This is a genomic window from Synechococcus sp. JA-3-3Ab (assembly GCF_000013205.1).
Classification (GTDB): Bacteria; Cyanobacteriota; Cyanobacteriia; order Thermostichales; family Thermostichaceae; genus Thermostichus.
On sequence record NC_007775.1, the window covers coordinates 867,384 to 887,615 of the forward strand.

Here is a 20,232-nt window from a genome sequence, read left to right on the forward strand (position 1 = left end):
AGCATCCAGACAAAATGAGGACTGGACTCTCTCTGCCGAGATCTTCTGCTAGCTTCCCAGGTGGCCCCAGCCATGTCTCCGCCTTCTTCCAGCTCCCTTGAACCGTCGCCGCCCCCCGTCGACTATATAATATGTTCAGTACGGATTACTACCAGTTGATCTTTCTGTTTACTTTCGAGTCTGCCAACATGGTAGCCAAAGCAAGGCAGAAAATTGGTAGTAAGACGACACGGAAACTGCGCTTTGGGTATTCTACTCAAAGCTTTGCGGGATACCGCCATTCTGTTTGGAAACAAGCAGAATGCTATCGCTGCATAGTTGAACAGTGATGTTCAGCAGTGTTCAGCGTAAATGTATCAGCTCATCCACAGCCGCATTCAGGCCATCCGCGCCCAGATCCCAGAGCATGTGGAAATCATGGCGGTGAGCAAGGGTTACAGCGTCAACCACATCCGCGCCGCCTATCGGGCCGGGATCCGCCATTTTGGGGAGAGTCGAGTGCAAGAGGCAGCCGCCAAACAGGCGCAACTGCAGGATCTGACCGATATTGTCTGGCACTTGATCGGGCACCTGCAGACCAACAAAGTCAAACCGGCCCTCAGACAATTTGCCTGGATTGACAGCGTCGATAGCCTGCGCCTGGCCAAGCTGATCAACCAAAAAGCCTGGGAGCTGCACCTCACCCCCAAGCTCTGTCTGCAGGTGAAATTGGCCCCGGATCCCCATAAATTTGGCTGGCTCATCCCCGATCTGTTGCAAAGCCTGCCGCAACTGAATCAACTGCTGCAGGTGCAAATTGTGGGCCTGATGACCATTTTGCCTTTGGGCTTGAGCTCAGAGGCAGCCCTGGAGCTGTTTCGCAAGCTGGCCGAGCTGGCCGATCACATCCAGCGCAGCGGCTACGAGCATCTGCAGTTGCACACCCTCTCCATGGGCATGTCCGACGATTACCCCCTGGCGGTGGCAGCAGGCTCTAACTTGATCCGGCTGGGGCGCGCTTTGTTTGCCGATGCCGAACGGAAATAGATAGATGGAGTCTCTATGAAGCCGTTAAATTGTGATTAAATTTTGTGTAAAGCCGTCCAACTCCGGAGCTGCCCTGCAAGGCACGCTCAGGGCTGGAGTTCGGCCTGGATCGGGCAAAAACAGGGGAATCCTGCCTAAAATTTCCCTCGCAGGGCAAATTTTAGGTAAGTTTGTAATCATTGGCGTCACCTCTGTTAACACGTGTTCAAGCCGGACGAGGAGCAGAGTTGACTCTGGCCAGAGCAATGGCCGGACAAGTGGGATGACATCTTTACTTCTTCTGGGTAAACTCGACTCGTCGAGTCCATGGGTTTTGTTAACCTGCGTTGGCAGCTTCTTGAGCAAACCCTGTCTCGGCCTTTTGAAAAACTTTAACTAAAAATATGAGGCTGGAGATGCCCTTTGGCTGGAGTGGGCTACTCAAGATCCCATCAGGAGCCTGAATCCTGCGCTTGCCGCAAACCATGACCTGTAGTGAGGATGTGGACGATGAACGTCAATGGAATCTGGAGCAGGGTAAGAGATTTTGTGGGCCTAAATGATCCCGTGGACAGCCTGGAGGAGTACCCTGAGATGGAAGGGCAGGAGGATTACCAACTGCTCTACGAGGGACGCCGTTCTCAACCGGCTCCCGAAGAGCAGGAAGCCAGTGCCCTTCCACGCGGACGCCGACAGCGGGGAGTGGAAGCCGGGGAAGGGTCTGTCGGTCGAGAAGAGGCGCGGGGCCATCGGCGCAGTCAACATCGGGATCGCCTAGGGGGGGGCAGTATGGGGAGCAACGTGATTGGATTACCGGGCGTCAACCCACCCACTAGCGAAGTGGTGGTGCTGGAGCCGCGCAGCTTTGACGAGATGGCACAAGTCATCCAGTACCTGCGGGAGCGCAAGACGGTGATCATGAACTTGACCCTGATGGATCCCGCCGAGGCGCAGCGATCTGTGGATTTTGTTGCCGGCGGCACCTACGCCATCGATGGCCACCAAGAGCGCATTGGCGAAAACATTTTTTTGTTCACCCCCAGCACGGTGACGGTCTCTACTCCAAGCAGCCAAGGGATGCCGCCGCTGCAGCGCCCTCTGCAAAGCCCCACCCCTCTCTGGCCCAGCGGCTATGAACATTTGCAGGCGGTGGGGCAGCACTAGCCGGCATGGAGCGACCGCTGCTGAGTGTAATCGGGGGTGGAGCCATGGGATCCGCCCTGCTGCGGCGTTGGGTGGCCGCGGGAGTTTATCCTGCAGCTCAGGTGGCTTTGCGGGAGCCCGACCCGGACAAGGCCAATACCCTACAGCAGGAGCTGGGCATTCGGCTGTTGGCGGATCTTGCCCAAGCAGGAGAGTCTGAGATTTTATTTTTGGCCGTCAAGCCCCAGGTTTTCCCGCAGGTGGTGGCAGAGATGGGCCAGCCGTCCGCCACGCAGTTGGTGATCTCGATTATGGCCGGGATCCCATTGCAGCAGTTGCAGCAGGCTTTTCCTCAGCAAAAGGTGGTACGCACCATGCCCAACACGCCGGCGCTGGTGGGGGCGGGCATAACGGCCATCAGCTACGGGCCGGGGGTGACGCCCGCCCAGGTAGAGCAGGTGGAGAAGCTATTTCGCGCCGTGGGCCAGGTGGTGACGGTGCCGGAGAGCCAGATGGACGCGGTGACGGCCCTTTCGGGGTCGGGGCCAGGGTATTTGGCGGTGATCCTGGAGGCGCTGATCGACGGCGGGGTAGGGGTGGGGTTGCCGCGCTCCATCGCCACTCAGTTGGCGGTGCAGACCTTGGCGGGCACTGCCGCCCTTATGCAGCAAGAGAACCTTCACCCCGCCCTCCTCAAGGATCAGGTTACCAGCCCAGGGGGAACGACCATTGCCGGGATCCAAGCCCTAGAACAGGCGGGGGTGCGGGGGGCCTTGATGCGGGCGGTGCAGGCAGCCTACGAGCGCTCCCGTCAGCTACAGGGATCCTAGCGCCTGCCACAGCGGGCGGGCGATCCAGTTCCATCCCACCTTGAGCTGGTGCTCCAGGGTAGGGAGGCGCACCAGGTAGGCAGCTCGTCGGGCCAAATAGCCCAAGGGGCCGCTTAGGGTGAGGCCAGCGAGGGTGGAGACTACCGCCGCATCCACTCCCAAGCTCAGCATCTCCCCCAGAGAGAAGTAACGGAACGGCAGCAGGGGCCGCTCCTGCGTGAGCAGAGCCCACAGGTTCCAAGCACAATAGCCGGCCTGCTGAAAAGCCGCTTGGGCAGTGGCGGGCACCGGCTGGCCACTGGCATCCAGCACCGCCGCCGCATCTCCCAACGCGAAGATCTCTGGGAAGGTGGGAGTTTGCAGGGTGGGCAAAACCTGCAGCCGTCCCCGCTCAGTTTTGGGCAGATCCAAGTTGGCAATCACCGCTGCCGGTCGGGTTCCGACGGTCCACAGCACGCCATCCACAAGATCCGTGGCCATCTCTTGGGCCGCCAGCCGCTGCAGTTGCAGGCGGAAGGGAGGGGCGCCGTTCTCGCCCAGGGCCTCGATGCCCAAGACCTTGGTTTGCAACTCCACCTGCACCCGCCGTTGGGCCAGCGCCGCCTGGGCCGCCTCCCGGCTGGAGGGGGCAAACCCCGACAAAATCTGGGATCCCAGCTCAATAAGACGGATCCGGCCGCGCGATCCCAGCCGGTCAGCCAATTTGCAGGCTAGCTCTACGCCGCTGGCCCCCGCCCCCACAATAGCCAGGTGGATCGCCTGAGCCGGATCCCGGGCTTCTAGAGTTTGCAGGTGGGCCCGCAGCCGCTGGGCATCGGCCAGGGTGCGGAAGGGAAAGGCCAACTCTGTTGCTCCTGGCACGCCCTGCAGGGGAGTTTCCCCTCCCAGGGCCAGCACCAAGGCGTCGTACTCCAAGGTCTGCCCTTCTGCTAAAAAGACGCGGTGGTCTTGGAGGTCAACCGACTGCACCGCGCCGCGGCGAAACTCTACCCCCTCCGGCAGCAGATCCTGAAAACGGGGGGCCACCTCCCACTCTTCCATCTCACCAGTGAGCAGCTCGTAGAGCAAAGGAGCAAAGACAAAGCGCTCCTGACGATCCACCAGGGTAATCTGGGGCGGCTCCGGCCAAGGTCGGCAGATAAGCTCCAGGGCTGTGTACAGCCCGCCAAAGCCGCCCCCAAGGATGCAAATACGACGCATGTTCAGAAAGCTGAAGGTAACATTAGCTTAACAAGCTGCCCATCTCCTCCTAGAGCTTGCTGGCCAGGGGAGCAGCCTCCTTGGCGCGAAGGGGCAGAAGGCCATCCAAAACGTTAAGGATCCCCCAGACAAGACTAACGCTGGCCACCCAAAACAACCACAGCCCGCCTGCCCACGCTGGCGGCAGATCCAGAGCCACTCCCCCAATGAGCGGCCCAAGGGCAAAGCCTGCTGCCCAACAGAGGGAGTTGACCGACAGATACACCCCCCGCAGATGATCCGGGGCCAAATCTGCCACCAGCGCCGAAGCGGAGGGATTGTAGCTCACCAAGGCCAACGAGAGCACTGCCAAGGCCAAGGCCGCCATCCCTATAGCCGGCATCGCTCCCAACTGGGCCGCCAGGCCGCTGAGCCAAACCAAACCAAATCCCAGCCCCCACATCAGTGCGGATCCCCGGAGGGCGCGGACACGCGTCCAGCGATTGAGCCAACGAGCTGCCGGCATCTGCAGCAGGGCAACGAGGGCGCCGTGCAGAGCAAACAACGTGCCAATCTGTACCTCAGGCATCCCAGCCCCCTTGCGCAAGTAAAGGGGCAAGCTGCTGCTGAGTTGGGCAATGTAGGTGGTGAAGAAAATGTTGGCCGCGGCAAACACCAATAGGGGGCGATCCCTCAGGGCGGCTTTCCAGCCTGCGAACTCTGCCGCCGACGGAGCTACCCGAGTTTCCCGAATGCAAAGCCAGAGCAGGGCTAAAAAAATCAAGTACGTGAGGCCGTCGATAATAAACAAGAGGCGGTAGTTCTTCGTCAGAGCCACCAGGGCGCTGGCCATGGCCACGCCGAGGCTCAGGCCCAAGTTATCCCCCAGGCGGTTTAGGGCATAGGCTTCGTTGCGCTGCTCGCGCGGGGTTAGATCCGCTACTATTGCTTCCGCCGGCGGCCAATAGAGGCCCTGCCCAAACCCCGCCACCAGGTTGGCCAAGGCAAAGCTCCAGAAGCCACGGGAAAGGGCAAAGCCGAAGGATCCCAGCGCGGAAATGGCCAGCGAGAGGATCAAGGTGGAGCGGCGGCCCCAAGCTCCGTCTGCCATCGAACCTCCGAGGATGCGGCCAAATACGCCAGTAAAGGCCATCAAGCCCAGGCCCAAACCCACCTGGGTAGCCGTCAGCCCCACCTGATTGACGAAAAAGAGGCTGGCGTAGAACAGGGTAAAGCCGGTTCCGGTTTGGGAGAGCAGCCGACCGATAAAGATTAGCCAAACCTGAAAACTTAGCTTTGGCCACCAGGACGGGATCCGCATAGGGGATGCAACGGGAGATAGGTTAGCTAGCTTACGGGATCCCGGTCGCTGACGCCAGATCCACTTCAGCGGGCGGAAAACTGAGGGGGAGCCAGCGGCTCACCCTCCAAAGATCCGGCGGAAACTGCAATTAACTCCCCAAGTTGAGGTATTCGCTCAACAGCCGCGCCAGCCGGTACACTCGGTAGTCGAGCTGGGCCAAGCTATTTTCCATTGCCTTCATCACCCTTGCACACACCTTTTCCTACGCTTTCCTGCAGCGCTTCCTTGAGCCAACCCCGGCTGTTTCCTTGAGCTAGGAAGCGCAAAGGCAAAGGGGCCAGCCAGCAGGGCTGCTAGCCCCGATTATAGACAAAATTTGACAAAGCTTAAACAAGTATTAAGGAGAAAGTGCCCCTGTCCCGCGCCCCCAGGGATCCCTGGGGCCGCCAGGTTCAGATGGCTGCTAGCTGACGGTCACCGGCGACTCGGCTGCCGCAGCGCGCTCTTCCTCTTCTTCCGGTGGAACAGCCACAAACTCGATGTGGTTGAGCAGCGTCGTCACGAAGGCAAAGAGCAGAAAAGGCAGGGAGATGACCAAGATCAGCGCGATGGTGAGAAAGGCGTAGAGGGGGCTATTCATCAAAGAGAGGGCGGCACCCAGGCCGGCAAAAATCACGATTAGCCAAACGATGATCTGGCCGTAGATATCCCCAAAGGAGAGGGTGCAGGTAAAGCGGTAGCGGGTGTGGGTGTTCATGGCAATTTCTCGGGATAGCCTGGTTGACTCGATCCTGACTAGGAACCAAACCTTAGCCTCATGGGTGGATGAGTACTTGAGATTTTAGACGAGAGAAGGGGAGATGCCTCTCTTTCCTAAGAAATGCCTCAGGAGTCGGTTGAGCAAGCCGGATCCCCCGCCTCTGAGAATGCTATCGTCGAGGTCACAGACTCTTTCGGGTAGGCAGCAGCCATGTGCATTTGTATTCACTGCTACTATGTGGATCGTTGCACCACCTATCACGCTGTGGAAGCGCAGCACCAGCAGCCCCACCTCACCCTGACGCCAGATTTTGAGCCGCAAGGACCCCAGATCAACGTCAACATCCGCAACGGCGGCACCGAGATGGAGTGGGATGTGGTGGCCTGCCAGAGCTTTCGCGAGGAGCGGAACAAGTGGGCTCGGCTTCGCCCCCAGGAGGTCGTTCCCACTTAAAATCCTAGGAGTGGCCTAGATCGCCGAAAAAGGGTTCTCCGCGCCTGCGGGGCTTGAGCCTTGGGTCTGCCCTTAGCAGGGGGAGGTTGTTCTGTCCGTTTCAAGAGATGGAAAGACGATGATGCTGACCGCAAGCCCGACAGCGCCGCCAACAGATGCCCGTCAACGAGTAAGCCAGTTTATGCGGCACCTCCAGGACGAGATCTGCGCTCGCCTAGAAGCACTGGACGGCAAAGCCAAGTTTCGGGAAGACAGTTGGGAACGCCCTGGAGGGGGGGGCGGTCGCTCGCGGGTTATCCAGCAGGGAGGGGTGTTCGAGCAAGGAGGGGTCAATTTTTCCGAGGTGTTTGGATCCCAGCTGCCCCCTTCGATTTGCAAACAGCGCCCAGAGGCAGCAGGGCATCCTTTCTACGCCACCGGCACCTCGATGGTGTTGCACCCCCGCAACCCCTACGTGCCGACGGTTCACCTCAACTACCGCTATTTTGAGGCGGGGCCGGTTTGGTGGTTTGGCGGCGGCATGGATCTCACCCCCTACTACCTGTTTGAGGAGGATGCGGCCCATTTTCACCGCACTGCCAAGGCGGCCTGCGACCGGCTGGATCCGGCCTACTACCCGGCTTTCAAGATCTGGTGCGACCGCTACTTCTTCTTGCCCCATCGGGGCGAGGCCCGCGGCGTGGGCGGCATTTTCTTTGACTATCAAGACGACCGGCCTGGGCTGCTCTACCGTCCTGAGGGCGAGGCAGAAGCGGATCCCGAGCAGCTCGCCGCTGAGCCGCCGCCCCTCCAGGTGCGGGTGGGATCCCGCAGTTGGGAACACCTCTTTGAGCTGGTGCAAGCCTGTGCCGAGGCGTTCTTGCCCGCCTATGTGCCGATTGTAGAGCGGCGGCAGGGGATGGAATGGGGGGAGCGGGAACGCCAGTTCCAGCTCTACCGGCGCGGCCGCTATGTGGAGTTCAACCTAGTCTACGACCGGGGCACGGTCTTTGGTCTCCAGACCCAAGGCCGTACCGAGTCGATCCTGATGTCGCTGCCGCCCTTGGTGCGCTGGGAATACAGCTACGAGCCACCGCCCGATAGCTGGGAAGCTAAGCTCTACGAAGTGCTGCGCCAGCCTCGGGATTGGGTCTAGGCGGCATTGGTCTCGATTTCTGAGGATTGCAGTGTCTTCCCCGCTGCCCCTTGCCTACCGCTTTCAACCCCCCCGCCACGCCGGGCCCGGCAAGGCGCCGGTGTTGGTGATGCTGCACGGGATCGGCAGTCATGAGGGGGATCTCCTCCAGTTGGCCCCTTACTTGGATCCCCGCTTGTCGGTGATTAGCCTAAGGGCGCCGCTTCCCTGGGGGGCAGGTGGCTTTGCCTGGTTTGAAATGGCCTGGACGCCGGAAGGGCTGGTGGGGGATCCCGAGCAAGCCCGCCGCAGCCGGGAGCTTTTAAGCTGCTTTCTGGATCAGGCTTTGTCCCAGGGAATGGCCGACATTTCCTTGGATCCGGCCCAGGTCTATTTGCTGGGGTTTAGCCAAGGGGCAATCATGAGCTTATATCTGGCTCTAACCCAGCCTGAGAAGCTAGCCGGCGTGGTGGCAATAAGCGGTCGTCTTTCGCCAGAGATCCTGGCCGAGGCGGTAGAGCCAGCCCGGATGCAGCATCTGAAGATCCTGGTGGTTCACGGCACTGCCGATACCGTTTTACCGGTGGCCTTTGGCCGCCAGATCCGCGACTACTTTGCCTTGCTGCCCCTGAGCTTTACTTATCGCGAGTACGCAATGGGCCACGAGGTTTCCCCAGAAAGTTTGCGGGATATCCAAGGGTGGTTGCAAAGTCAGTTGGACAAAAACGGTGGCCCTCCTTGGAGTTGAACCCTGGGCAAGGGCTGGGAGCCGTTGGGATCCCCTACAATAGCGGCAAAGTTTTTGCCCCCTGAGGGTCTCAGTGAACGGCGGCCAGCCTCCCTACGACATTCTCATCCTCTCCAACGGCCCCGGCGAGCTGCTCACCTGGGTGCGGCCAGTTGTCCTCGAGTTGCGTCAGCAACTGCCCCAGGCCCGTCTTTCCCTGGTCCTCTCTCCTTGTCCGCACGCTTCTGGGCAAGAGATGAAGATAGCGGAGGAATTTATCCAGGTCGATCGGGTTCAGGATCCCGATTTTTTTCTAGCTTTTTTGCTCACTGGCCAAACCGAAGAAGCTTGGGACTGGGCCAAACGGGGGGTGGTGCTGTTTCTGGGGGGGGATCAGTTTTTTGCTGTCTGGATTGCCCGTCGTCTCGGCTACCGCGTGGTGGTGTATGCGGAGCGTCGGCCTCGCTGGCGACCCTGGGTAGACGTTTTTGCGGTGCGGACGGAGGAGATCAAACGTCGCTACGACGGGGGACGCATCCTGGGCCACCGCTGGGCTGCCAAGATGCACGTGGTCGGGGATCTGATGGCCGATGGCGTGGCCAGTGCTGTCTACTTGCCGGGGATACCTCTTCCCGGCTGGCTCAGCAGCCGCTCCCTTCCCCCGCCGACTCCTAGCGCTGCTCCCAAATCGACGGCAGGCTTTTCCACCCTCCTCCAGCCCCTCCCCGATCCCATCGAGGAGCTGGGATCGCTGCGAACGGCACCGGAAAAGGTGGAACCCACCTCTGCCGACGAAGCCTTGCTGCCGCGCGGCTGGCAACGTCTTGGCGATAGCATCCGCACCCACTACCAGGTGGGGCTGCTCCCCGGCTCCAAGCCGGCCAAGCTCTCCTTGGGGGTGCCGCTGGTGCTGGCGGTGGCCGATGAATTGCGCCAGCTGTTGCCCAACGTCCGCTTTGTGATCCCGGTGGCTCCTGGACAGACCCCACAATCCCTGGCGGCCTATGCCCATCCCCGGCTTAACCCCGATATGGCCATCATCTACGGCACCTCCGCCACCCTGGAGCAAACCAATCTTGGATCCCACTTCGTCACCCCCTTTGGCACCACGGTACAGCTGTGGACCCGTTTCCCTGCCTATTCGGTGCTGGCCAACTGCGACCTCTGCCTAACCACAGTTGGGGCCAACACCGCCGAGCTGGCCTACTTAGGGGTGCCGATGGTGGTGGCGATCCCCACCAACAAGCTAGAAGCTATGCGCGCCTGGGACGGGATCCCTGGCCTGTTGGCCCGCTTGCCTGGCCTGGGCACCTGGCTAGCCCGCCTCATCAACAGAATTGCCCTGCAGTGGTTGGGCCACCTGGCTTGGCCAAACATCTGGGCCGGACACGAGGTGGTGCCGGAGCTGCGAAGCCATTTGCGCCCAGCCCAGGTGGCCGAACAGATGCGAGCCCTGTTGGTTAATCCCGAGCGGCGTCAGCAGATGCAGAGGGAATTGCAACGTCTAGGGGGCAGTCCGGGTGCGGCCCAGGCCATTGTACAACTCGTGGCCCAGCAGTTGAGCAAAAGCTAAAGGAGACGGCCAAGGCGCTCCCGCAACTCGGCGGCAGCCTGCTCCAGGTGGTCGGGGGTATAGCCGGTGGTCTCCACCCGAACCGCAAGATGGGTGTCCTGGCTCTCGTGGAGATGAACCCACAAAATGTGGCGACCATCTTCGGTTCTGCGGTTGGCGGCTTTGACGCCGTTTTTGGGGGCAGCGTAGGCGTTTGAGTCGTAGCGAACCAGATCTACCCAGGGAAGGTCGCGCAGGAGCTTTTCCACCTTGACCCAACTGCGAGGACGGTGATGGCTGCTGTCGCTCCGCAATTGGATGACCTGGGAGCGATCTCGACCGGAATCGGGGAGAGCCGCCCGCGGGATCCGAGGCTGGACTGGCGGTTGCAGATGGGGCAGATACACCAAAGACTTGTATTGCTCGTGGATGTAGCAGACCGGGATCCCCAATTGACTGCCCACCACGGCCATGATCATGGCCTGGGCTTTGAAGCCCCCGGTGGCGGCGAAGGTGACGATCCCTTTAGCGCTTTCCGCCAACTGGCGCAACAGCTCGGCCATCCGCTCCAGGGAGGATCCCTCTAGCTCGTAGTTAACGCCGGGGAGGGGCACCAGCGAAACCTGTTGTTGGCCCAGCGCTTCTTCAAAAAAGAGCTGCAAAATCTGGGCACACTCCAGTCCTTCAGAGGTTTCGGAGTAAAGCAAAATCAAGGCATCCTGGGGAGTGGGATCCAGCCGGTAGTAGGTATTGGTTTCGGCGCTGATTAGTTCCAAATCTGTCTTTTTCATCCAGGCCAAGGCCCGTTCCGGATCCCCGATGGTTTTTTGGCCGGCCCAAGGGCGTTGTGGTTGCAGGTTTTTGTCCGGGTTGGTGAGCAAAGAGGTGCCCACCGTCATGATGATGGTCTGCATGAGTTATCCCCTAACTTTCTCGCAGTTTTTAAGGGCTCCATCCCCTCTCGCAATCAGAGCAGCCTTACTCTGCGAACTCTGCCATCTTCCCTTAAGTCGAGTACCTCTACCTCCACTTCTTGCCCCACCGTCAGGGATCCGGCCCGTTTCGGCTCTTTTTGGGTGAGCTTGATATTCGTATTCACGATTTGGAAGGTAACTTCGTTGCCCTTGATATTCGTGATGCTGGCCTTGAGGTGTTGCCCAATTTTGAAGCGGGCCTTGGTAGAAGCTGCTGCATTTTCAACTTGGGGCTGAGCCTGCTTTTGTTCAGGTTGCTCTTTGGGCCGCAGTGCCTCTGGCTGGGGCTTGGCCTCGCCGCCGCGGGAATGGGTCGGACGACCGCCATTGGGATCGGGAGGGGACGGGATCTCGCCGATCGGCACTCCCCCATCTTTGTAGTAGCGGGCCAGGCGGGCGGCCCAGCCCAGGATCTGCAGCATCTCAGCCGGCCTATCCTGCAGAGATTGCAAGTACTTTTTACAGGTTTGGTCGATGAGCCGGTAGTAGCGTGGGGTTTCGTTGCTGCGGTGGAGGCCAGTTTCTCGCACCAGCTCGCCGGTGAATCGGAAGAAACGGGATCCCGCGTCAGGGTGATGGGCAACCGAGCGCAGATAGGCGACGCATTTGCTCAACTCGTCGACATCCACCCTTTCCTTGGCCAAGGTCAGGGCGATGCCGTGGGCGAGATCCCAAGATTGGGGGCTGAGATCGACAGTGTCTGACAGCATGGGGGAACCCTCAGTACACTCCGGTGGGCGGCTCGCGCAGAGCAGTGGGACTTAGGATGGCGGCCAATCGCTTGAGCTGTTCGGGCAAGATGTAGCCCTGGGCAGCTCGAATTTGCTCTTGCACAAAAGCTTGGAGGCGTCCTCCTTCCAGGGTATCGGCTTCTGGGGGATCGTAGCGGCTATAGCGCTCTTTCAGGTTGCGGGGCTGCTCGATCTTGTCCAGGGTGACCTGCAGGGATCCCAGTCCTACAGGCTTGCCGCCCCCCACCTTCAGCAGCATGGGATGGTTGGGATCCTGACCCAAAACCGTGAACAAGGTGCCCAGCTCGGCAGGGGTGAGGTTTTTGAAGTGGATCTGGGTTTTGAAAACCGTATTTTGCGCCGCCTGCTGGGTGGGTGTCCCCTTTTGATGGCCCTGCAAAGCTTTTTTGTGGGTGTAGTAGAACTTGCGTCCAATGACTTTGCCGTTTTCCTTTTTAAAGTAAGCTTTGCACTGATCCGGGCGAGGACGGTACAGCGGGGGCAGGGATCCGACACCCGATCCGGTGCCGGTGGCAATGGCATCCCTGAACTCCACCAGTCCCTGCCAGTTGAGGGCGCCAAAAACGCGGCTGGCAGGACATAGCCGCTCCTTCTGGCGGCAGGGCTGCCGCTCTGGTGGGATCCGATCTTTGTAGCGGCTGGTGATCACTGCAAGGGTGCTGTTGGTGATCGCCTCGTACATGGCCCGGATGGCCCCCTTGAGGGAGCTGCCCTGGATCTTGAGCCGCCCGTCGGGGGTGGTGGTCATGGTTTTGAGCACCCGGATCCCGTTGACGCCGACGTCGCTGCCCAAGGCCAGGTGGCCGGTGGAAATGTGGAGGGCGGTCTGCACCGTCAGGGTGAGAAAGAGGGTGCCGTGCAACTTGTCGGGATGGAACTTGGCGTGGCCGGCGGGATGCTCCAGCTTGGGAGGCTGTTGGGGAAAGGGGATCAGCTCGTAGGGTTTGCGAGCGACGGCTAGCTCACCTCTGCCCCGAGCTGGGTTGCCGGCGGGCAAGGGTCGGGGGCCTTGGGGAGTCATCTTGACCTCGGGATGAGAGCAACAAAGTGAACGCGGGCGGTGCGTCCATCGCGAAAGTAGCGCTGGCCCAGCTTGAGATGCCTCGGATAGCTAAGACCTTGGGGAAAGCGGGTTTCCAGGCTTTGGGATCCGTACAGGTCGGCCTCGCGATCCTCCCACTGCCACTCCCCGGCCAGCGGCACAAAGAAGTCGGGAGGAGGTTGGATCCCCAGATACAGCAGATCCCAGCCGTGGGGGGTGCTTTTCCAGCGCAGTTCCCCTTGTTGGGAGAAAACTTGCCCCTCTGGACAGACGGGATCCGCCGGGATCCCCACCTGAATGCCGCTGACTCGATGGGGCCAGCGCAGAAAGGAGTAGGTTTTTTCAGAAGTGGAAAAACAAGCCGAGAGCACTTGGGAAAGCGAGGACTCTGCCCCATCTTGAATCTTGAGGGAGGCGACGTAGGCTGGTTTCATACGGCTTTTGCCTCCGCTTGCAGGAGTTTGGCCCAACTGTTTACGGCGGTGGCGAGCAGATGTTCCACCTTGGCCTCAGACGTCTGATCCCAGGTCAGCCGCGCCCCAAATCCCAAAGGCATTGGCTCCGCTCCCACCGGCACTAACTGGCGATCGGGTTTGGCAAAGCCGTATTTGCCCGCCTCTTCTGGACTCAGAAACTCGCTCGCCCCCAGCAGGGATCCCCTTGGCCAGGCAAGCTGGGATCCCAGCAGCCGTAGCTCCTGGCTCCCCTCCTCCACCAGGCAGCCCGGGTAGTCCACCGTCGCCCACTCGTACTCCACCCGAACGCGGCCCATGCCGCGGGATTTGGCAAAGCCAATACCAAACCATCCTTCGTCCAGATCCCGCAGCACCAGCCCCAGCAGGCCCAGTTGGGCCAGGGTAAAGTTTTTCAGGTGGATCTTGGTTTGAAAGGATCCCTCGACACAGACTTGGTAGCTAAACGGCCCCACCGCCACCGACCCGAAGACGCGATCGATGGCCACCCCGTTGCGTTCTTCCAGGCGCAGAGGTGTCCCCGGCTTGGGATAGGCATCCTCGATGCGCAGCCGGCTGGCGATGGCCGTGTTGCCGAACATCTGATCCGTAAAAGAAGAGAGGGCGTAAACCCGGTGGGACTCTGCAATTTTTTCCAGCCACTGGTTGGCCTTTTGGTCGAGGGGATCGCTGGCCCAGAGTTGCAACTTGTTCCCCTCAGGCCGTCTGTCGCCGCCCACCGTTCGGACGATGCGCTCCGCGTGGGCGCGAATGGCCCCTTTGAGGGAGCTGCCGGGAAAATAGACTGTCCGCCCGCCGCCGCGATAGGTTTCCACAAACTCCATGTCGGGCTTTGTCGGATCTGCCCCTTGTTTGCCAGCTTTGATGAGCACAGGGCCATCTGGCTTGAGGGTGAGGCAGAGGGTGCAGTGGTTAACGTAGCGCTTGTGCATGGCCTGGGATCCTTCACTGAAGAGGAACAAGAGGGTTTTCGCCCAACCCTTGCGCTAGCTGCGGGGGCCGACGGGAGCGACAGCGGTTAGTTTGGCAACCAGGGCTTCCACCCAGTCTTGGCGCAAGGCGGCAGCCTCTTCCGGGCTAAGGGGTTGCCGGGATCCGGCCACCAGCTCTTGCAGATAGGTCAGCAGCCGCCGCGGATCCCCTTCTGAGTCAAACCAATAGACCGCCCCGATCTCCAGGCGGACGACCCCCAAGCCGCGGGAGCGCCCCCCTCCCAAGGGGATCTGCTCCGTTTCCAATTGGTGCAAGCCGATGGCCAGCAGGCCCAGCTCCCATGCTTCGGCATTTTCGACAACGGCGTGGAACTGAAAGGGGGTGTTGGCCGGCACCACTTGAAAGTCGTAGAGCTTGCCCTCTGCCGCCGTCTCCGTATCCCGATCGATGGCCACACCATCCCGCTCTTGGTATTGGCCAAACCAGGCTTCCCGCACCACGGGCAAATCGCGAATCTGCACCTTGCCCGCCAGCCAAGGGGATCCAAACACCTGCGAGACCCAGTCGGTGGCCTCGATCAGCTTTTGCGTCAGGGTTGCGTCGTCGTCTTTGTAGGTGTTCTTAATTTGGTTGACCACCCGGACTTGCTCGCTGCCGGTCAACTCGCTGGGATCCCTGGCCAGCGCCGGATCGATGCCGCGCAAAAAACTCTCCAGGCGGGAGCGCAGCGCCCCCTTGAGGCTGGAACCAGGGATGAGCGGGCGGCCCAGCGCGTCCTTGAGAACCGGCAAATCGGAGCCGATGGGCTCGGTGGAGCGGCCCACCCCGATGTGCAGGGCGGTCACGGTGGTGAGCGTGCCGGTGATCTCCAAGCGGTTTTTGAAAACGTCGAACATCGTTCCCTCAAATCAGGTTAAGGTTGAAGTTAACGCTCCACAGATATCCTCCATCCACTACGGCTTCGGCAAACAGGATGGGGATGATTTTCAACTGGCTGAGCCGGAAGGTCGAGACGACACCCTCAAGGGCACAACTGGTCATGCTTTAAGATCCTCCCCCTTCTCGCTTGTACTTGAGATAGCGCGCCCCATAGCCCAGGTAACGCCGGATCAAGTCAATTTTGATCTCGTTGACTTTGGGGGATCTTTCTTCAACGCCGGCCTTTTGGGCAATGGCGAGGGCCTTTTGATGGATCCAGTTGTCGATGTCTTGGATGATGGCTTCTGCCAAGGAGTTCTTGCCCCGACCCCACTTTTCATCTCGCCCCATCTGGTAGCGCAAGAAGTTCTTGATTACCTCTGAGCTTTCGGTGGAAGCTGCCACATGCAACAAGTTGCGGTACTGGGCCTCTTCCAATTTGCTCAGACCTTTAAAGTTATCCAAGGCGGTTTGGATTCTGGCAACCAGCTCATCTTCGGCCAGCCGAATGTGCCGCTGGATCTCAAGTTCCTGTTTTTGCTCCAGTTTGCTCTCGCTGGTGGCGAAGGTCATAGCGGGTTCTCCCAGAAATGATGATGGAACAGACTACAGACCTCAATTTGGCCAAATCCCTCCGCGGTTCGCTCGCCGATGCCCCAGTATTCCATCTCCGCCAAAATCGGGATCCAGCGCTCCATTTGCGTGGTGCTCAGCAGGAAGACGCTGCCCTGGGTTGTAACCAGCTCTACATCTTTAAAAAGCCCCCAGGCGGCGTTCCAGCCGGAAACATAGGCGTAGCTGCTACAGGCCAGCTCCAAGACCAGGGATCCGTCCTCGCAGTTGGCCTCCTCCTGGAGCATCGGCGGCGTGAGCACCGTGGTGCGTTGCCAGCGCTCCTTGAGGATGGCCCCCGACTGCAGCCCGATGGAGAAGTACTGCCGCTCCGGCGGCAAGGGCTGCCAGGGATTCCCAAACACCTGCCATTGTTGCCAGCGCTGCCGCAGCTTTTGGTTAAAGGCTGCCACCCGCTCAGCCAGGGAGGGCTTCGGGGCCCTCAGGTGTCGAGCGGCAAGGCTGACCCGGCCCAGCCCCCGCGACACTCCCCCTCCCAAGGACAAGCGGCGGGCGTGGGTGTTGAGGTAGCCGGCGAGGGCTGCCGCCAGCTCGCGATCCTGCAGATAGATGTGGCCGCTGAAGAGGGAAGGCTGCAAGCTCCCATCTCGCCCGGCCCGGCCCTCGTTGATCACCTCCAGGCTGTAGAGGATCTGGTCGGCGGCGGTGGCGCGGCGGCGGTTGATCCCCACCCGCGTGAGCAGGCGCTTGGACACGGCCACCCTTCGGTAGCGGGATCCCTCCTCCTGGCTGTAAAAGCCGCCGAAGGGCTCCACCCTGCCCCCGGAGCCATCCGGCTCTGCCGGATCAAAGGGGATCCCCAGCCGCTGCGAGCAGAAGCGATCCAGCAGTGTGTCGAACACCCCCGTTTTGCCCGCCTCTGAGCGGAAGCCGGGGTTGTTTTTGGAGCTAAAGGCCGTGGCCGGCAAAACCCGGCTGCCGGATCCCGGATAAGCATGGGTAAACACCGCCGCACGGGCCTCCGTGAACAGGGCGGCCAGATCTCCTGTCAGGGCCTCGCCGGGGCGGTGCCGGCTTTGGCGGAGCAGGAGGTCGGCCAAGGCCCCCCGGATCACGCTGCCGGGAATGAAGTCCTGGGCCTCGCTGATGGAGCCGCCCGGCTTTTGCCGACCGATGGCCAGGGGAGACTCGGCAGTGAGCGTGAGTTCAATGGCCTCCATCAGCTCCCTCCTCCGGCCAAAAAGGCCCAATCTGCGTCATTCGGCTGCAGGGCAGCTAGAGACTGGGGATCCCAGTGCAACCAACCCAAGCCTGCAGATTTGCTGCCTCCCAGCGCCCCAATGTGGTGCAGGGCCACCCGCAGCAGGGCCTTGCCCCAGGGAGGGCAGTCGGGTAAAAGCTGCAGGGATCCGGAGAAGATCAGCTCGGCTGCCGGCGAGGTCTCGATGAGGTAGAGCCGCTGATCCTCGGCGGTGCGGCGGCGGCGGTTGAGGGTGACTCCTGGGCGGAGGGTCGCTTCCAGCGCTGCCGGCGGCACCTCACAGACGAGATCCGCCACCCACAGGCGGGAAGGCAGGGCCGGATTGCCGAAGATCTGGCAGACCAGGCAATGGGATCCGGCGTAGCCCTCGACCTGGTATTCGGGGCGGTCGAAGTGGCCGTCGATCCCCTCCCGCTTGGGACACATGCGCTCCGGGTCGGGGGAGCGGCAAATGGCCCAGCCGAGGCCGCGGGCCAGCTTTTCGCACTCGTGGCGCAGCCTTCCCTTCAACTGGGAGCCGGGGATGAGCAGCTTGCCGTAGGCATCCTTGAGCAGGGGCTTGTCCGCCAGGGAGCCGCTGGAGCCGCCGGATCCCACCGCCAGAGCCGAGGCGAGGGTGGCCTTCAAAGGGATAGAGGTGCTCGTTTGGGGCAGCTCTGCCAGCCGAACCATCACTTCACCTCCACAGGAACGGGCCGACCCTCGGCCTGGGGCTGTTTTTGGACAAAAGCGTACAGATCCACCAGATCCCGCCAGATGGTCTCGTAGGTGGGTTCCCCCTCCGCCGCCACGTACATCCAGGGGGGAAGGTGGCCGTCGTTGGTTTTGGCCTTGCACCAGGTGCGTTCAAAGGCCTCGATCAGCGGCTGCCCTTTTTGGCCCAGCCGGGTGCGGAAGTAGAGGTAGTTGAGGGTGGCGGTGCGCTTGCCTTTTTCCAAAAAGCTGCGGATTTGGTAGAGCTGGGAGCGGGGAAAATCCGCCGCCTGCAAAGCTTGCACCGTTCTCAGCAGCCCACGGATCTCCGGGACGGTGTAGGGGCCGGCGTAGAGCTTGAGGAGGTGGCCGTTCTGGCGATTCTCCAGGGCCTGCTGGCGAAAATCCTGGATGCTGGAGGCGATCAAAGTCACCGATTTCAAAGAGAGAAAGTCGATGGTGGCCACCGAAAAGTCTTGATCGCGGGGCTTCAGCTTTTTGGCGCGGCTTTTGGCAGATTTCAACAGTTGTTCGGTCAGCCTTTCGGCATAGTAGATGGGGGTGTCTTCCGAGGCAAACAGCACGCCTGCCGAGGTGGAGAGCCGACAGAGCTGGTCTGGGCTGTCGGCCGGGTAGCGGTGCGGCACCTGGCCGAGGGAGCGGGCGGCGTAGGTGGCCGATTTGGCCAGCAGGATCTGCTCGAACTGCTCACAAAAGGTGGCGGCAATGTCCAGGGCCTTGTGGGCTGGCACCACCATCAGCACATCGTCCCCGCCGATGGTCAGGATCTCGAAGGGGTGGATCCACTCGCCGTTGCGGTCTCTGCCGCTTTCCGGATCCGGCGGCAGGCCCCGCAGCCGGTGCGCCTGCAGGTGCTGGGCAAGGGCGCGGTAAACGGCTTGTTCCGTGGCCTCGGAAACGTCGCGGCTAAATTGCCGGTAGGCCTCTGGGGTTTGGATCTGCTGCACGTAGCCCCCCATGTTGTTGCCGTCGGCGTAGAGGTAGGCCACAAAGCCCTGGCTGGCGTTGGCCACTTCCCGCAGCGATTGCGCCTCGCCGATCCCCTGGCCGGATCCCGCGCAGGGCTGCAAATAGCGCTCCTGGTAGGGCTCGCCGGCGGGAGAGTCGAGGAAGCGGGCAAATCGCGTTACCCAGCTTTCCACAAAGCCGGGATCCCAGGCGGGGAATTTGCGGAACCACCCCTGCTGGCCTGTCTCCAGGCGCTTGGCCTGGCGGCCCACCAGCGCTTTGCGGGCTGTGGCCTCCGATAGCCAGGGCTGACCTGGCAGGTCGGCTTTGGCCAGGGCCGGGCGGCGGTCGGTGCTGTCGCGGCGCAGGTAGGGGTGGGTTTCAAAACAGGCGGGATGGGCGCGGCTGGGACGACCGGGATCCGGATTGCCGTTGCGGCGGTGCTGGAAGCGGGCAGCCAGGTGGCCCACCAGCTCGTTGAAACTTTTGCGGGCCTGGAAGCTGGCTTCGCTGCAATCTCCAAAGTAGGCCCTCACCAGAGGGTGGGCCTGGTGTTGGGCCAGCCAGTCCAGCCAGGGGGTGCGCTCGATGGGATCCCGCAACAGGCCGTAGCGCAGTTCCAGCAGCCGAAAGGCGGATCCCACGGCACAGGCGTTGGCGGTGAGGGTTTCTTCGGTGTAGCGGCGCTCGATGGCCTCGCAGAGGTCGTCCACATAGGCCGCCGGACAGAAGGCCAAGAGGTTGCCGCCGGTGGAGTAGATGAGGAGCTCCGGAATGAGAGCCTGCGCCAAAGCCGGGTAGTGCTGCTGCAGCCAGGGCCGAACCCGCCGGTTCACGTAGGCCTCCAGCTCTGCTCGAGACTCCTTCCCCAAGGCTTTCCACCCCAAGTAGGTTTGCTCGGGATCCCCAAAAAAGGCGGGCAGATCCACCAGGTTAATGCGATCCAACAGGGCCGAGGCGCCGCGAATTTCCGGCAGTTTGGCGGACTCGAAGACGTAGCCCTTGATCTTGGTAGCCCCCCCGTAAACCAAGCCGATGCGGCTGGTCTGCCGCCACAGCTCCGGATAGCGCGATTGCAACTCTGCCAAGGTTTTGGGAAAGGTTGTGGCCGCCACGCTCTCCTGAAATTGGCGCACCTGCGCCCAGAGGGGCTGCAGCGCCTCCGGGATCCCGGCTGCGTCGTCGGTGCGGATGGCTGCGCACATCTGCTGCAGAATCGGCAAGGGAAATTGGGGATCCCGCCCTTCTCCCCAGGCCAGGCACCAGGCCAACGCGATGGGCACGGGGGAGGCAGAGGAGGTAGCGGTCATGGGCAACACCTGGCAAAAAAGAAGATATAGAACGCAGCTGCTGTGCTGGCGGGCAAATCCGGCCCTGACTTTTGACTGGAGCGATCCTTGAACTTCACAAATCCTTCATCAAAACCAAAGGCGCTTCAAAAAGACGGCGTCGGCAATAGCAGCCACGCGGGCAGAGAATCGCAGCCGACAGAGAGAGGCCATGGCAGTGACTGATGGTTGCATTTTGCAGTTCCAGACTGGGAGACAGTATAGGCCGATTTGGATTCATTGCCAACAG

General features: G+C 61.2%; 21 protein-coding genes and 1 pseudogene. 8 read left to right on the forward strand and 14 right to left on the reverse strand.

Annotation, left to right across the window (positions count from 1 at the left end; genetic code table 11):
• Window positions 1-134: 134 nt before the first annotated feature.
• From CYA_RS15695 to proC, 4 genes and pseudogenes are all read left to right on the forward strand, one after another.
• Window positions 135-318 (forward strand): annotated as a pseudogene (locus CYA_RS15695) (hypothetical protein); the annotation flags it as partial.
• Between the two features lie 33 nt (window positions 319-351).
• Window positions 352-1,026 (forward strand): YggS family pyridoxal phosphate-dependent enzyme, encoded by a 675-nt coding sequence (locus tag CYA_RS04020; protein ID WP_011429748.1) that lies wholly within the window; start codon window positions 352-354, stop codon window positions 1,024-1,026.
• 573 nt (window positions 1,027-1,599) lie between these two features.
• The gene (locus tag CYA_RS04025; protein ID WP_011429749.1) at window positions 1,600-2,169 is read left to right on the forward strand and encodes a cell division protein SepF; all 570 of its coding nucleotides are present in this window, start codon (window positions 1,600-1,602) and stop codon (window positions 2,167-2,169) included.
• A 5-nt stretch (window positions 2,170-2,174) separates the two neighbouring features.
• Entirely contained in the window at window positions 2,175-2,978 is an 804-nt protein-coding gene (gene proC / locus CYA_RS04030) for a pyrroline-5-carboxylate reductase (protein ID WP_011429750.1), read from the forward strand.
• Here the strand turns inward: proC and CYA_RS04035 are convergent.
• The 3 genes from CYA_RS04035 to CYA_RS04045 form a co-directional block, all read right to left on the reverse strand.
• A complete protein-coding gene (locus CYA_RS04035) occupies window positions 2,964-4,178 on the reverse strand; it encodes an NAD(P)/FAD-dependent oxidoreductase (RefSeq protein WP_011429751.1) in 1,215 nt (404 codons plus the stop codon). The two genes, proC and CYA_RS04035, sit on opposite strands and share 15 nt — an antisense overlap.
• 49 nt (window positions 4,179-4,227) lie before the next feature.
• Window positions 4,228-5,478, reverse strand: a complete 1,251-nt coding sequence (locus tag CYA_RS04040; protein WP_011429752.1) for an MDR family MFS transporter — start codon at window positions 5,476-5,478, stop codon at window positions 4,228-4,230.
• Between the two features lie 445 nt (window positions 5,479-5,923).
• Complete coding sequence (locus CYA_RS04045) at window positions 5,924-6,217, reverse strand: hypothetical protein (protein WP_011429755.1); 294 nt, start codon at window positions 6,215-6,217, stop codon at window positions 5,924-5,926.
• 213 nt (window positions 6,218-6,430) lie between these two features.
• On the opposite strand from CYA_RS04045, the gene CYA_RS04050 reads away from it, so the two are divergent.
• The 4 genes from CYA_RS04050 (at window position 6,431) to CYA_RS04065 (ending at window position 10,087) form a co-directional block, all read left to right on the forward strand.
• Complete coding sequence (locus CYA_RS04050) at window positions 6,431-6,673, forward strand: Ycf34 family protein (protein ID WP_011429756.1); 243 nt, start codon at window positions 6,431-6,433, stop codon at window positions 6,671-6,673.
• Between the two features lie 121 nt (window positions 6,674-6,794).
• Window positions 6,795-7,808 carry an oxygen-dependent coproporphyrinogen oxidase gene (gene hemF, locus CYA_RS04055; RefSeq protein ID WP_011429757.1) on the forward strand — a complete coding sequence of 338 codons (1,014 nt, stop codon included), beginning with the start codon at window positions 6,795-6,797 and terminating at the stop codon, window positions 7,806-7,808.
• 31 nt (window positions 7,809-7,839) lie between these two features.
• Complete coding sequence (locus CYA_RS04060) at window positions 7,840-8,535, forward strand: alpha/beta hydrolase (protein ID WP_011429758.1); 696 nt, start codon at window positions 7,840-7,842, stop codon at window positions 8,533-8,535.
• A 73-nt stretch (window positions 8,536-8,608) separates the two neighbouring features.
• On the forward strand, window positions 8,609-10,087 hold the full coding sequence (locus tag CYA_RS04065; RefSeq protein WP_011429759.1) for a hypothetical protein: 1,479 nt from the start codon (window positions 8,609-8,611) through the stop codon (window positions 10,085-10,087).
• Here CYA_RS04065 and CYA_RS04070 read toward each other — a convergent pair.
• From CYA_RS04070 to cas10, 11 genes are read right to left on the reverse strand one after another with little or no spacing between them, the layout of a single operon-like run.
• Window positions 10,084-10,980 (reverse strand): putative CRISPR-associated protein, encoded by an 897-nt coding sequence (locus CYA_RS04070; protein WP_011429760.1) that lies wholly within the window; start codon window positions 10,978-10,980, stop codon window positions 10,084-10,086. The genes CYA_RS04065 and CYA_RS04070 overlap by 4 nt on opposite strands.
• A gap of 53 nt (window positions 10,981-11,033) precedes the next feature.
• Window positions 11,034-11,750, reverse strand: a complete 717-nt coding sequence (locus CYA_RS04075) for a hypothetical protein (protein WP_011429761.1) — start codon at window positions 11,748-11,750, stop codon at window positions 11,034-11,036.
• Window positions 11,751-11,760: 10 nt separating this feature from the next.
• Complete coding sequence (locus CYA_RS04080; RefSeq protein WP_011429762.1) at window positions 11,761-12,813, reverse strand: RAMP superfamily CRISPR-associated protein; 1,053 nt, start codon at window positions 12,811-12,813, stop codon at window positions 11,761-11,763.
• Window positions 12,810-13,268, reverse strand: a complete 459-nt coding sequence (locus CYA_RS04085) for a hypothetical protein (RefSeq protein WP_011429763.1) — start codon at window positions 13,266-13,268, stop codon at window positions 12,810-12,812. The genes CYA_RS04080 and CYA_RS04085 overlap by 4 nt, the downstream gene beginning before the upstream one ends.
• Window positions 13,265-14,239, reverse strand: a complete 975-nt coding sequence (locus CYA_RS04090) for an RAMP superfamily CRISPR-associated protein (protein WP_011429764.1) — start codon at window positions 14,237-14,239, stop codon at window positions 13,265-13,267. The genes CYA_RS04085 and CYA_RS04090 overlap by 4 nt, the downstream gene beginning before the upstream one ends.
• 54 nt (window positions 14,240-14,293) lie before the next feature.
• Window positions 14,294-15,136: a type III CRISPR-associated RAMP protein Csx7 gene (gene csx7 / locus CYA_RS04095; RefSeq protein WP_011429765.1), complete on the reverse strand. Its 843-nt coding sequence runs from the start codon at window positions 15,134-15,136 to the stop codon at window positions 14,294-14,296.
• Between the two features lie 7 nt (window positions 15,137-15,143).
• On the reverse strand, window positions 15,144-15,281 hold the full coding sequence (locus CYA_RS15010; RefSeq protein WP_011429766.1) for a hypothetical protein: 138 nt from the start codon (window positions 15,279-15,281) through the stop codon (window positions 15,144-15,146).
• A 3-nt stretch (window positions 15,282-15,284) separates the two neighbouring features.
• Window positions 15,285-15,731: a hypothetical protein gene (locus CYA_RS04100; RefSeq protein WP_011429767.1), complete on the reverse strand. Its 447-nt coding sequence runs from the start codon at window positions 15,729-15,731 to the stop codon at window positions 15,285-15,287.
• Entirely contained in the window at window positions 15,728-16,951 is a 1,224-nt protein-coding gene (csx10, locus tag CYA_RS04105; protein WP_011429768.1) for a type III-D CRISPR-associated RAMP protein Csx10, read from the reverse strand. The genes CYA_RS04100 and csx10 overlap by 4 nt, the downstream gene beginning before the upstream one ends.
• Window positions 16,951-17,664, reverse strand: a complete 714-nt coding sequence (locus CYA_RS04110; protein ID WP_011429769.1) for an RAMP superfamily CRISPR-associated protein — start codon at window positions 17,662-17,664, stop codon at window positions 16,951-16,953. Before CYA_RS04110 ends, csx10 begins: the two co-directional genes overlap by 1 nt.
• Window positions 17,664-19,964, reverse strand: coding sequence for a type III-B CRISPR-associated protein Cas10/Cmr2 (gene cas10 / locus CYA_RS04115; protein ID WP_041438169.1), 2,301 nt, complete (start codon window positions 19,962-19,964; stop codon window positions 17,664-17,666). Before cas10 ends, CYA_RS04110 begins: the two co-directional genes overlap by 1 nt.
• Between the last annotated feature and the right edge of the window lie 268 nt (window positions 19,965-20,232).

Bases quoted from the DNA above. Each gene is read 5' to 3' on its own strand.
- CYA_RS04020 (WP_011429748.1), top strand. From the start codon at position 352: ATGTATCAGCTCATCCACAGCCGCATTCAGGCCATCCGCGCCCAGATC.
- CYA_RS04025 (WP_011429749.1), top strand. From the start codon at position 1,600: ATGGAAGGGCAGGAGGATTACCAACTGCTCTACGAGGGACGCCGTTCT.
- proC (WP_011429750.1), top strand. From the start codon at position 2,175: ATGGAGCGACCGCTGCTGAGTGTAATCGGGGGTGGAGCCATGGGATCC.
- CYA_RS04035 (WP_011429751.1), bottom strand. From the start codon at position 4,178: ATGCGTCGTATTTGCATCCTTGGGGGCGGCTTTGGCGGGCTGTACACA.
- CYA_RS04040 (WP_011429752.1), bottom strand. From the start codon at position 5,478: ATGCGGATCCCGTCCTGGTGGCCAAAGCTAAGTTTTCAGGTTTGGCTA.
- CYA_RS04045 (WP_011429755.1), bottom strand. From the start codon at position 6,217: ATGAACACCCACACCCGCTACCGCTTTACCTGCACCCTCTCCTTTGGG.
- CYA_RS04050 (WP_011429756.1), top strand. From the start codon at position 6,431: ATGTGCATTTGTATTCACTGCTACTATGTGGATCGTTGCACCACCTAT.
- hemF (WP_011429757.1), top strand. From the start codon at position 6,795: ATGCTGACCGCAAGCCCGACAGCGCCGCCAACAGATGCCCGTCAACGA.
- CYA_RS04070 (WP_011429760.1), bottom strand. From the start codon at position 10,980: ATGCAGACCATCATCATGACGGTGGGCACCTCTTTGCTCACCAACCCG.
- CYA_RS04075 (WP_011429761.1), bottom strand. From the start codon at position 11,750: ATGCTGTCAGACACTGTCGATCTCAGCCCCCAATCTTGGGATCTCGCC.
- CYA_RS04080 (WP_011429762.1), bottom strand. From the start codon at position 12,813: ATGACTCCCCAAGGCCCCCGACCCTTGCCCGCCGGCAACCCAGCTCGG.
- CYA_RS04085 (WP_011429763.1), bottom strand. From the start codon at position 13,268: ATGAAACCAGCCTACGTCGCCTCCCTCAAGATTCAAGATGGGGCAGAG.
- CYA_RS04090 (WP_011429764.1), bottom strand. From the start codon at position 14,239: ATGCACAAGCGCTACGTTAACCACTGCACCCTCTGCCTCACCCTCAAG.
- csx7 (WP_011429765.1), bottom strand. From the start codon at position 15,136: ATGTTCGACGTTTTCAAAAACCGCTTGGAGATCACCGGCACGCTCACC.
- CYA_RS15010 (WP_011429766.1), bottom strand. From the start codon at position 15,281: ATGACCAGTTGTGCCCTTGAGGGTGTCGTCTCGACCTTCCGGCTCAGC.
- CYA_RS04100 (WP_011429767.1), bottom strand. From the start codon at position 15,731: ATGACCTTCGCCACCAGCGAGAGCAAACTGGAGCAAAAACAGGAACTT.
- csx10 (WP_011429768.1), bottom strand. From the start codon at position 16,951: ATGGAGGCCATTGAACTCACGCTCACTGCCGAGTCTCCCCTGGCCATC.
- CYA_RS04110 (WP_011429769.1), bottom strand. From the start codon at position 17,664: ATGGTTCGGCTGGCAGAGCTGCCCCAAACGAGCACCTCTATCCCTTTG.
- cas10 (WP_041438169.1), bottom strand. From the start codon at position 19,964: ATGACCGCTACCTCCTCTGCCTCCCCCGTGCCCATCGCGTTGGCCTGG.